The 11,153-nt window shown below is 50.4% G+C and carries 9 protein-coding genes; 7 read left to right on the forward strand and 2 right to left on the reverse strand.

Annotation, left to right across the window (positions count from 1 at the left end; genetic code table 11):
• Positions 1-71: 71 nt before the first annotated feature.
• Positions 72-530 carry a GAF domain-containing protein gene (locus ACFQ1C_RS01320; protein ID WP_379556725.1) on the reverse strand — a complete coding sequence of 153 codons (459 nt, stop codon included), beginning with the start codon at positions 528-530 and terminating at the stop codon, positions 72-74.
• 74 nt (positions 531-604) lie between these two features.
• Here ACFQ1C_RS01320 and ACFQ1C_RS01325 point away from each other — a divergent pair, with 74 nt between their 5' ends.
• From ACFQ1C_RS01325 to ACFQ1C_RS01345, 5 genes are all read left to right on the forward strand, one after another.
• Entirely contained in the window at positions 605-2,392 is a 1,788-nt protein-coding gene (locus ACFQ1C_RS01325) for an ABC transporter ATP-binding protein (protein ID WP_379556726.1), read from the forward strand.
• Between the two features lie 324 nt (positions 2,393-2,716).
• Entirely contained in the window at positions 2,717-3,925 is a 1,209-nt protein-coding gene (locus tag ACFQ1C_RS01330; protein WP_379556727.1) for a class I SAM-dependent methyltransferase, read from the forward strand.
• A 122-nt stretch (positions 3,926-4,047) separates the two neighbouring features.
• Positions 4,048-5,085 carry a selenide, water dikinase SelD gene (gene selD / locus ACFQ1C_RS01335; RefSeq protein ID WP_379556728.1) on the forward strand — a complete coding sequence of 346 codons (1,038 nt, stop codon included), beginning with the start codon at positions 4,048-4,050 and terminating at the stop codon, positions 5,083-5,085.
• Complete coding sequence (gene mnmH / locus ACFQ1C_RS01340) at positions 5,078-6,169, forward strand: tRNA 2-selenouridine(34) synthase MnmH (RefSeq protein WP_379556729.1); 1,092 nt, start codon at positions 5,078-5,080, stop codon at positions 6,167-6,169. Before selD ends, mnmH begins: the two co-directional genes overlap by 8 nt.
• Before the next feature lie 228 nt (positions 6,170-6,397).
• A complete protein-coding gene (locus tag ACFQ1C_RS01345; RefSeq protein WP_379556730.1) occupies positions 6,398-7,030 on the forward strand; it encodes an MBL fold metallo-hydrolase in 633 nt (210 codons plus the stop codon).
• A 142-nt stretch (positions 7,031-7,172) separates the two neighbouring features.
• On the opposite strand, the gene ACFQ1C_RS01350 is transcribed toward ACFQ1C_RS01345, so the two are convergent.
• Positions 7,173-7,781, reverse strand: a complete 609-nt coding sequence (locus ACFQ1C_RS01350) for a hypothetical protein (RefSeq protein WP_379556731.1) — start codon at positions 7,779-7,781, stop codon at positions 7,173-7,175.
• Between the two features lie 140 nt (positions 7,782-7,921).
• Here ACFQ1C_RS01350 and mepA point away from each other — a divergent pair, with 140 nt between their 5' ends.
• Positions 7,922-8,701, forward strand: coding sequence for a penicillin-insensitive murein endopeptidase (gene mepA, locus ACFQ1C_RS01355; protein ID WP_379556732.1), 780 nt, complete (start codon positions 7,922-7,924; stop codon positions 8,699-8,701).
• A 271-nt stretch (positions 8,702-8,972) separates the two neighbouring features.
• Positions 8,973-10,508: a glycerol kinase GlpK gene (glpK, locus tag ACFQ1C_RS01360; protein WP_379556733.1), complete on the forward strand. Its 1,536-nt coding sequence runs from the start codon at positions 8,973-8,975 to the stop codon at positions 10,506-10,508.
• Positions 10,509-11,153 lie beyond the last annotated feature (645 nt).

Below are 11,153 nucleotides of genomic sequence, written 5' to 3' on the forward strand. Positions count from 1 at the left end.
ACCTAAGGGCGCATTGCCCACATTGATACACGCATATTATAAAGAGCATACAGACAAAAGCGACCCAAACCTTACAACAAGGGTTGCACTGCTGCTACCCATTGCCTTAGTCCTGCTTCATCTTCTTCATCAAAACGCCCATATTGAGGGCTGTCAATATCCAGTACACCCCAGATTGTGTCGCCATCGCGTAATGGCAATACAATTTCAGCATTGCTGGCACCGTCGCAGGCGATATGGCCAGAAAATTCATGTACATTAGCCACTCGTTGCACTTCGCCACTCGCGGCCGCCGTGCCACAAACACCCTGCCCAAGCGGGATGCGTACGCAAGCGGGGTTGCCCTGAAAGGGACCCAGCACTAAGCTGTCGTGCTCACACAAATAAAAGCCAACCCAATTAATATCTGCTAATGCTAGGTTAAGCAATGCAGATAAATTAGCTAATTTAGCAATACGATTCGGTTCACCTTCGCACAAGGCTTGCGCCTGTGCGGTAAGGCTTTGGTAAAATGCAGTTTTTTCAGACATAGCCATAAAGTACCATTATTTTTTGCTTAACTTACCTGCCCTTTCTCCAAATGAAAACCCGATGATGGTGATTGATGGATAAAAAAAACCAACAGACCCCGATTTTGCAATGGTCAGACATAGTCAGCATGATGCAAAAGCGGCGTTCGGCGCTAATTTATGCGCACTTATTTGCGCTATGCGGCACCTTATTAGCCGTGCCCGTGCCGTTATTAATGCCGTTGCTCGTCGATGAGGTGTTACTCGACAGCCCTGGTCGTCTATTAGAGGGGCTAAGCTGGTTTTTACCTAGTAACTGGCAAACTGGCGTGGGCTTTATCTTAGCCGTGCTCGTGATCACCCTGCTGCTGCGCTCTTGTTCACTGGTGTTTAATATTATTCAGGGCCGCCAGTTTGCCCGCGTGGCCAAGCATCTTACTTTTCAGATCAGACAATTACTGGCGCGTCAGCTCTCGCGTACCCCGTTGCGCGCGTTTGAATCCGTGGGGGCTGGCAGTGTCAGCTCCCATTTTGTTACCGATGTAGAAACACTGGATAAATTTTTGGGGGAAACCCTCAGTCGTTTACTGATCAGTTTGTTAAGCGTGATTGGTACCGCCGTGGTATTACTGCTCTTAAGCTGGCAACTGGGTTTGTTTATTCTGCTGCTTAACCCGGTGGTGGTGTATTTCTCCAGTCGTTTAGGGGCCAAGGTGAAATACTTGAAGCGCAACGAAAACAGCGCCTTCGAGTTGTTTCAACAAGCCTTAATAGAAACCCTAGACGGCATTCACGAAATAAGAGCCGCTAACCGCGAACGTCATTACCTGCTGCGCGTGACCGACCGCGCCCGCGGCGTACGCGACAGTGCCATTGATTACGCTTGGAAAAGTGAAGCCGCCAGTCGCGCCAGCTTTTTGCTGTTTTTATCTGGCGTAGAGTTATTTCGTGCCACTGGCATGATCATGGTGCTATATACCGATCTCACCGTGGGACAAATTTTTGCGGTCTTTAGTTATCTGTGGTTCATGATGGGGCCAGTACAAGACTTGCTCAATATGCAGTATTCCTTTTATGCCGCCACCGCCGCCCTTAAACGGATAAACAATATGTTGTCTTTGGGCGGTGAGCCCGAGCCAGAAGGCACGATTAATCCGTTTGCTAATGTCACTACTTTGCCGATTGCGGTAGATAACTTGAGCTTTTCCTATAACGGCGAGCGCAAGGTGCTGGATGATGTGAACTTGCACATCAAGGCCGGCGAAAAAGTGGCACTAGTGGGAGCCAGTGGCGGCGGCAAGTCGACCTTTATTCAGCTGTTATTGGGCCTCTATCCGGCAGATAGCGGCGTAATCAGCTTTGGCGGGGTGAGTAGCAAAGACATTGGCTTTCCGACCATTCGTGAGCACGTAGCGACCGTATTGCAACAACCCGTGCTGTTTAACGACACGGTACGCTCTAACTTAAGTTTAGGCGATGAGCATGACGATGACGCCTTGTGGCAGGCCTTAAAAGTAGCGCAGTTAGCTGATGTAGTGGCGATGATGGAAGATGGGTTGAATACTCAGGTAGGCCGACGGGGAGTTAAGTTGTCGGGCGGACAGCAACAACGTTTGGCCATTGCCCGCATGGTGTTAAAAAATCCCGCCATCGTGATTTTGGATGAGGCCACCTCGGCACTGGATACCGAAACCGAAAATAAACTGCACGCGGCGCTGTCTACCTTTTTGCAGGGCAGAACCACGTTGATAGTGGCACACCGCCTAAGCTCGGTACGCCAAGCGGATCGGGTGTTGGTGTTTGAAGATGGAAAAATCAGCCAGTCTGGCACCCACCACGAACTGCTAGCCCAAGATGGACTGTATCGAACTTTGTATCACTAGTGACGGTGAGGGGTAAGTTCACTTTCAGCTCTGATCACTATTTTTCCGCAGATGCTGTGGATTCCGAGGCAAAAAAAATCTTGAGTTGCTGAATTGAAAGCTACCGGCTAACCGAAAGTTAGACAGGCGTTATCAGCTATTACTTAGTCGGTAATACCCCAGTACTCGGCTTCGCGTTGAGTGTTAAAACGAAAGCTGACTTCCTGGACTTTGCCGCTTACGCTAATTAATTTCGCAATTTTGGGCATAAGTGGCGCTCCTTGTTTGTGCTTAAGCTCACTTGTCTCTAAAATCACCCTCCTTTCCTTATATGCAGCCTAGCCCATGACCATCACAGTTACTCTTATCGCCGGACGAGAAAAGTCCCTACTTCGTCGCCATCCTTGGGTGTTTTCTCGTGCCGTAGACAAGGTACAAGGCCAGCCGAATGCCGGTGATACCGTCGATATCTTAAGCAACAAAGGCCAGTGGCTGGGCCGCGGCTTCTATTCACCACAGTCGCAAATTCGCGCTCGTGTTTGGACCTTCGACCAAAATGAAGCGATTGACGAGGCCTTCTTCTTACGCCGCCTGACCCGCGCTAAAGCCAGCCGTCAACCATTAATAGACGAGCAAGGCTTAACCGGTTATCGCTTGTGCGCCGCCGAATCCGACGGCTTGCCTGGTGTGACCATAGACGTATACGCCAATGTGGTGGTGTGTCAGTTGTTAAGCACCGGTGCCGAGCGCTGGCGCAAAGCCATTGTTAACGCATTAACCTCTTTGTATCCCGAGTGCTGCGTGTATGAGCGTTCTGATGTGGCGGTGCGTAAAAAAGAAGGCCTAAAAGAGCAAAAAGGCTTACTGGCCGGCACCCTGCCCAGCCAGCCTGTGGTTATCGAAGAAAACGCCATTGCCGGAAACCCAGGCGTGAAAATCTTGGTTGACGTAGAAAACGGCCATAAAACCGGTTTTTATCTGGATCAGCGTGATAACCGCCGTATTGCCGCCCGTTATTGCCAAGACAAACGCGTACTTAACTGCTTTAGCTACACCGGCACCTTTGGCGTGTATGCCCTTAAAGGCGGCGCGTCTGAAGTCGTGAATGTGGACATGTCTGAGTCTGCACTGGCACTGGCCGAGCAGAACGTGACGCTTAATAAGCTGGATTTAAGCCGAGTTAAATTTGAACAAGCAGACGTCTTTAAACTGCTGCGCAGCTACCGTGAACAAGGCCAACGCTTTGATGTGATTGTGCTGGATCCGCCCAAGTTTGCCGAAAGCAAAGCGCAACTTAATGGCGCCTGCCGTGGTTATAAAGACATTAATATGCTGGCTTTTCAGCTACTTAATGCCGGCGGCATCTTGCTGACCTTTTCTTGTTCAGGTTTGATGACTCAAGATTTATTCCAAAAAGTAGTAGCAGACGCCGCCTTAGATGCCGGCCGTGATGCGCAAATTTTAGAGCGCCTCAATCAATCCGCCGACCACCCTATTGGCACCGCCTATCCCGAAGGCCATTACTTAAAAGGCTTAGTGGTACGCGCTTTCTAATAAGACGTGAGGCGTAAGAGCTAAGACGTGAGGGAGTAAAACACCTCACATCTTACGATTCACACCTCACGGTGTTAGGAGTACTATTAGGGCTTTCCGTCCGTTACATCAAGGAAGCCTAAGTGGAACCTATTCGCCTCACTCAATACAGCCACGGCGCAGGCTGTGGCTGCAAAATATCCCCCAAAGTACTCGACACTATCTTAAAAAGCCAACTGCCTAGTTTTAATGACCCGCACTTAGTGGTTGGTAACGACAGCCGCGACGACGCAGCCGTGGTGGATGTAGGCAATGGCATGGGGATTATCTCGACCACCGACTTCTTTATGCCCATTGTTGACGACCCTTTTACCTTTGGCCGCATTGCTGCCACCAACGCTATTAGCGATGTCTATGCCATGGGCGGCACCCCGATCGTGGCCATTGCTATTTTAGGCTGGCCGGTAAACCTGCTGGCGCCAGAAATAGCACAACAAGTGATTGATGGCGGCCGCCAAGCGTGTATGGATGCGGGCATTTCATTAGCAGGCGGCCACAGTATTGATGCGCCTGAGCCTATTTTTGGCTTGGCGGTCACCGGCCAAATTGCACTTGATCAAGTAAAACGCAACGACACTGCCGCGGCGGGTGATTTGCTGTTTTTAACCAAACCGCTGGGCATTGGCATTTTATCGACCGCACAAAAGAAAGGCGTATTGCTGCCCGAGCACGCCACGTTAGCGGCCGAAGTCATGTGTCAGCTTAATAAACCTGGCCAAGACTTTGCGAGACTGGCCGGCGTCAGTGCCATGACCGATGTCACCGGGTTTGGCCTGATGGGCCACTTGGTGGAAGTGTGTGAAGGGGCGGATGTGAGCGCCACTCTACACATGGACAAGATACCGCTATTACCTGCCGTCGATCACTATTTAGCAGCCGGCGCCATACCCGGTGGCACCCTGCGCAACTTTGATGCCTATGGCCATAAGCTGGCAACTCTGACCCAGCGCCAGCAAAACATTTTATGTGATCCGCAAACCAGTGGCGGATTATTAGTGGCGGTTAACCCCAGCGCCGTTAATGATTTTTTACAACTGGCCGAGCAGCATGATTTGCAACTGACCGCCATTGGCGAGCTCACGAAACCTGGCGAATACCGCATCGAGGTGCTGGGTGAGTGAGTTAAACCACAGCGTTGAACTGACTATCGATTACGATCAGCTGCTGGCCGACGATGTACCCATGCTCGACTTGCGTGCGCCTATCGAGTTTATTGAAGGGGCATTTCCCTGCGCCACTAACTTGCCGCTAATGAGCGATGAAGAACGTGCACAAGTGGGCACGTGCTTTAAGCAACAAGGACAAGATGCCGCCATTAAACTCGGCCACAGTTTGGTGGCGGGTGAACTGCGCCAACAACGACTCGACGGCTGGCTAAATTGGTTAAACGAGCACCCCACTGGCGTGATTTATTGCTTTAGAGGTGGTCTTCGCAGCCAAACAGTACAGCAGTGGCTAAGTGATGTGGGTCGTCCGGTAACTCGAGTACAAGGCGGCTACAAGGCACTGCGTCGACGTTTGCTACAAGAAATAGAAACCGGATTTGAGCAGCCCGGGTTTGTATTGTCGGGCTTAACTGGCAGCGGTAAAACCGATTGGTTATCTCGCAGCCCACTGTCGTTGGATCTCGAAGGCTATGCGCATCATCGAGGCTCCAGCTTTGGTCATTGGGCTGAGCCACAGCCCTCTCCTATCGACTTTGAGAATCGTCTCGCCATTGCCCGACTCAAGCAACGTCGCGCGGGGTTTGAAGCGTGGCTAGTCGAAGATGAAAGTGCCATGATCGGCCGCTGCCCCTTACCCAAACGCCTGTATGAGCGGATGCAACAGGTGCCGGTGTTGCTATTAGAGGTGCCATTCGAGCAACGTGTACGACAAATTCAGCTCGATTATGTTGAGACGATGCTCAATCACTTTAATGGTGATATTTCACGACTGAGCAGTTATCTGCAAGACAGCCTGAAGCGCTTGTATAAACGGTTAGGCGATCGAGATTGGCGCCGGTTATCGCAACAAATGACCGATGCGGTTAATCAGCAATTATTGGGTTTTGATTGTGACGGCCATCAAGAGTGGATAAGTGAATTGCTTAACCGCTATTACGACCCCATTTATCGGCGCCATCAAGACAGCAAAGAACACCGTATCGTGCAACGTGGCACCGAAGAAGAGCTGGAGCACTGGCTAGCAAGCCAACCTGCTTAACTACGCAGCAGCTGTGATTATGTTAAGTAGCCGATAATTAATAAGAGACTAAATACTTTTGCCACGGAAGAACACGGAAAAATTAAGCTGAGATGAGAGTGAAAAGTACCAATATATTTTTATTGGTTAGGTCTCACAAAGAAAATGCTCTTCAGATTTTATTTTTTCTGTGTATTCCGTGGCAAAGATGCTTTTTCTCTTTGAAATTTTGATTAAGGAAACAATTTCATGCTTAACCGCGTTACTTTGCCGGTGACGGCTTTTGCCCAAAACTGCTCTTTGGTGTGGTGCAGTGCCACTAATAAGGCGGCATTGATTGATCCCGGTGGTGAAACAGACCGTTTATTAGCCGAGATTAAGCAGCGTAACCTCACGCTGGAGTCAATTTTGCTCACCCACGGTCATTTAGATCATGTGGGTGCCACCGGCGAGCTTCTCAAAACTCAGCAAGTGCCGGTCATTGGCCCCAGCAAAGAGGATGAGTTTTGGATAACCGCTTTAGACCAGCAGGTGCAGATGTTTGGTTTTGCTCCAGTGCCTCATTTTGCGCCTGATCGATGGCTAAAGGGTGGTGATAGTGTGCAGGTAGGTAATGAAACACTTGAAGTGTACCACTGCCCCGGGCACACGCCTGGCCATATTATATTTGTGCATCAGGCACAGCAGCTGGCATTTGTCGGCGATGTGCTATTTAACGGTGGCGTGGGGCGCAGTGATTTTCCACAAGGCAATCATGCCCAGTTAATTAACTCCATTAAGCATACCCTACTGCCTCTAGGCGATGAGTTTACCTTTGTACCCGGCCACGGCCCCGAAAGCACCTTCGGCCATGAACGACTACATAATCCTTACCTTAAGTGACAGCCGTACGCTGTAAACCAACAGATAACGATGTTCAGCCGTCATGCAAGCTCGACCCAATACCGGTAAGACGGCATAAACCCAACAAAGGACTGTTTTTCTTTAACTTATAGCGTACAGCTTACGGCTTAAAGCGGTGTTTTCAGTCCCAGTCGTCGTCTTCATCATCTTCGTCGATGATCTCGGGCACCACGACTACTGGGGCCAATACCGACACGGTAGCTAATAGTTGACGGCGACTTTGCCAGTTGGCAACAAAGCCAAAACGATAACGGTCTTCATCAAGCTTGAAGCGATCTTCTACTTGAGAGTCGAGCGTATCTTGTACCACGGCCAGCTCAGCTTCACTCAAGGCTAAATCTAGCGTGAAGGCAATAATGGCTCCATCGTGACCGGGTAATTTCCCCTTGTTAACGGCGCACACGCGGTCGCGCGGCAGGGCAACTGCTTGTTCGGTGAGACCATTGACTAGATACAACTGCTGATCGTCAAAGGCCAGATTAATCAGCCGCTGGCGGTTCCAGCTGGCGGGCCATAAGCTCATCAACAAAATAGCCCCGCCAAATAACACACCTACCCAATGAATTAACCCAAAACCGCTTTGCCCATCCCATACTGTCCACGCTACTACGGCCAAACTGGCGAGTAAGGCGAGACTGTGCGTAAGATAAAAACGTAAGGCTGGGGGAATTAACACAAAGCGTAAAGGCTGCGTAAGTAGCGAGGTTAACGACAAGCGCTGCACTGTCATGGGGTGTTCCAGTAAACAAAAAGTGCCCTAGATTAGCAAAAAAACACACCAGCATAAATAATGATACCAACTGGGTTAACATAACTAGAGGGAAAACATCTCACACCTCACGGTTTTTGTTGCGAGCAAGGAGTGCATAAATGAGTAAATGGCTTGGGATAGTAGGGTTCACTTTATTAACGAGCTTAATGCCAAGCGTTGCATCGGCACAGGCAGTGGGTGGCTATGCGGCAGGATGCCAGTTTGATGCTCAGGCGTTGCCAGAGAACGGGCCCGGCTTTCATGTGATCCGCGCCAGTCGTGCGCGTTTTTATGGTCAGCCGACATTAATCAATTATTTGCAAAGCTTAGGCCACAAACTCGAGCAGGCGCAGTTACCTCCCATGCTGGTCGCCGATATTGCCATGGAACGCGGCGGTCCCTTTGCTTATGGCCATCGTAGTCACCAAACGGGGCTGGATGCCGATATTTGGCTGCGCACACCCCCTAAGCAAACCAGCCCCCGCCAATTAGAAAAAGTGGCGGCGGTCGATATGGTGGATCACTCGCTGTATATTTTAACCCCCCAGTTTAAAGACCAACAGCGCCAGCTTATTTCCCTCGCGGCACAAGACCCACGAGTGAGCCGTATTTTTGTGCACCCCTTAATTAAACAGGCCATGTGCAAGGCTTATGGTGACGCTGCTTGGCTGAATCGCTTGCGCCCTTGGTTTGGTCACTCTAGCCACTTTCATGTGCGCCTACACTGCCCACCGGGCGACACTCATTGTGAGCCACAAGCCCAAGCGGCCCCCGGCACCGGCTGTGGCAGCGAATTAGCCAGTTGGATTAATGACAAAAGCGGCACCCTTAGCGGAGGCGCTAGCAAGCCCTATCGCCCCACCTTGCCCCAGCAATGCCAACGTTGGGTTAAGCAATAGCGATGGTTAGAGTGAAGTGAAACATAACCTAAACCTATTTTTGCCACGGAATCCACAGAACTCTCGGAAGTAGGGACAGTTCAAAAGCGACAAGTGAAAAGTATTTATGTGTAAGATCTTAACTCATAAGGATTGTTCCGTACTTAGTCTCAATCTTAATTTTTCCGTGCGTTCCGTGTTCTTCCGTGGCGAAGAAATCTTTAATTTTTAAAAAACAAACAGTCCGCATAAGTTATGGAATATCGCTGATTAATTGAATAAGGAACGCACCATGTCATCGACGCCACGCTATGTGATAGCCCTAGATCAAGGCACCACCTCGTCGCGCGCCATTATTTTTGATGATCAGGCTCAAGTGCAAGGCAGTGCCCAGCGTGAGTTTGCCCAAATTTACCCGCAGCCCGGCTGGGTAGAACATGATCCCATGGAAATTTGGGCCAGCCAGCGGGCTACGCTGACCGAAGTGCTGGCCAAAACGGGGATCACACCCGTTCAAATTTCCGCCATCGGTATTACCAATCAGCGTGAGACCACGGTTATTTGGAACAAACACACCGGCCGCCCTATTCATAACGCCATTGTTTGGCAATGTCGGCGTACCGCTGAAATCTGTGAACAGTTAAAAGCCGACGGCCTCAGTGATTATGTGCAAGACAACACCGGCTTGGTGATTGATGCCTATTTTTCGGCTACCAAAATCAAATGGCTGTTGGATAACGTCGAGGGTGCTCGCCAGCTGGCAGAGCAAGGCGATCTATTATTTGGCACCATAGACACCTGGCTTGTTTGGAAGCTCACCGAAGGCCAAGTGCACGCCACCGATTACACCAACGCATCGCGCACCATGCTGTTTAATATTAAAACGCTGCAGTGGGACACCAAGCTGTTGACCGCGCTAGATATTCCCGTCTCATTATTGCCCAAGGTTAAGCCCTCTTGTGCGGTATATGGCCATGCTTATCTAGGAGGTAGCTTAGGCGGGAAAGCCAGCGGAAAAGTGGCTATTGCCGGTGTAGCGGGTGATCAGCAAGCCGCACTATTTGGCCAATTATGCACCAAAAAAGGCATGGCGAAAAATACCTACGGCACCGGTTGTTTTTTGTTAATGAACACCGGAAAAGCACCGGTTCGTTCGCAACATGGCCTGTTAACCACCCTCGCCATAGGGGCGAAATGCGAGGTCAACTATGCGCTAGAAGGATCGGTATTTATGGGCGGCGCCATCATTCAATGGCTGCGCGATGAGTTGGGCTTAATTCGCTCCGCTGAAGACACCGAATACTTTGCCAATAAAGTTACCGACAGCAACGGCGTATATTTGGTGCCAGCCTTTGTAGGCTTGGGCGCCCCTTATTGGGATCCGTATGCACGCGGCACCTTAATGGGCCTCAGCCGAGGGGCTAATCGCAATCATATTATTCGTGCGGCCTTAGAAGCCATCGCTTATCAAAGCCGCGACGTACTGGATGCCATGCAACAAGAAGCAGGGATAACCTTGTCTGAGCTAAAAGTAGACGGCGGAGCAGTGGCTAACGAGGTATTAATGCAATTTCAGGCCGACATTAGCCATATCGACGTTATTCGGCCTACAGTATTGGAAACGACCGCCTTAGGTGCCGCGTTTTTGGCCGGTTTAGCGGTAGGTGTTTGGCAAGATACCGAACAACTGGCGCACACCTTGGCACAAGGCAAGCGCTTTACTCCAGCCATGGACCAATCGCAACGCGATACGCTATATAAGGGTTGGAAAAAAGCCGTTGCACGTTCCCAGCATTGGGAAGACACGGCTGAAAGCGATAAGCTGTAAGCCTGTCTCTTAGTCACAAGTCTGTAAAGTGTCAGAGCACGAAGAGGCAGTAGGCTTGCCTACGCCAACTCGCTTAACCCGCATCCATGCGGCGCTCGGCAAATGCCATCCCTGGCCATTTGACGGTTGGCTACGCCAATGCCTGCTGCCCCTTCTTAACGTTTTGGAGGCGCGTGATAGCGCGTGATAGGACCAATAGGCAGCTCAGATGCAGTTGGGAAGGCAAAGGACGTCTGCTCTCCCATTAGCACCGAGTTGCCTGAATTTGTAGGCGAACGCTTGCTCTCGCATTGGGCCGCTGGCGCAAATTAGTTTCCTTCGGGGGATTGCTTGATTTCAATCATGAACTCAAGGGGTCAGTAATCGATGCCAATAGTCGACACAGGTGTGTGTGGCCGGATAAAGGGATCTACTCCACCGACCATCACATAACAGGGATGTTATGTGTTTGAGCGCCACATGGACGTGCTTGCAGCGTGTCGGTGGAGTAGACCCTTTGTTCGGCAGTTATGCAGGGCAAACTGACTACATCATGCACCTTATTTTTATTTATAATGCAATCAAAAAATGTGACTAAGTGTAAGCGCCCTTAAATCAGCATCTATTAACCCAACTTATCCAGCATCACACTAATACCTCTCATTT

Origin of the sequence: Oceanisphaera ostreae (assembly GCF_042676125.1) — a bacterium.
In the GTDB taxonomy this organism is placed as follows: Bacteria; Pseudomonadota; Gammaproteobacteria; order Enterobacterales; family Aeromonadaceae; genus Oceanimonas; species Oceanimonas ostreae.

Excerpts from the sequence above, each read along its gene's own strand:
- mepA (WP_379556732.1), top strand. The coding sequence starts at position 7,922 with ATGAGTAAATGGCTTGGGATAGTAGGGTTCACTTTATTAACGAGCTTA.
- ACFQ1C_RS01330 (WP_379556727.1), top strand. The coding sequence starts at position 2,717 with ATGACCATCACAGTTACTCTTATCGCCGGACGAGAAAAGTCCCTACTT.
- glpK (WP_379556733.1), top strand. The coding sequence starts at position 8,973 with ATGTCATCGACGCCACGCTATGTGATAGCCCTAGATCAAGGCACCACC.
- ACFQ1C_RS01350 (WP_379556731.1), bottom strand. The coding sequence starts at position 7,781 with ATGACAGTGCAGCGCTTGTCGTTAACCTCGCTACTTACGCAGCCTTTA.
- ACFQ1C_RS01320 (WP_379556725.1), bottom strand. The coding sequence starts at position 530 with ATGTCTGAAAAAACTGCATTTTACCAAAGCCTTACCGCACAGGCGCAA.
- ACFQ1C_RS01345 (WP_379556730.1), top strand. The coding sequence starts at position 6,398 with ATGCTTAACCGCGTTACTTTGCCGGTGACGGCTTTTGCCCAAAACTGC.
- ACFQ1C_RS01325 (WP_379556726.1), top strand. The coding sequence starts at position 605 with ATGGATAAAAAAAACCAACAGACCCCGATTTTGCAATGGTCAGACATA.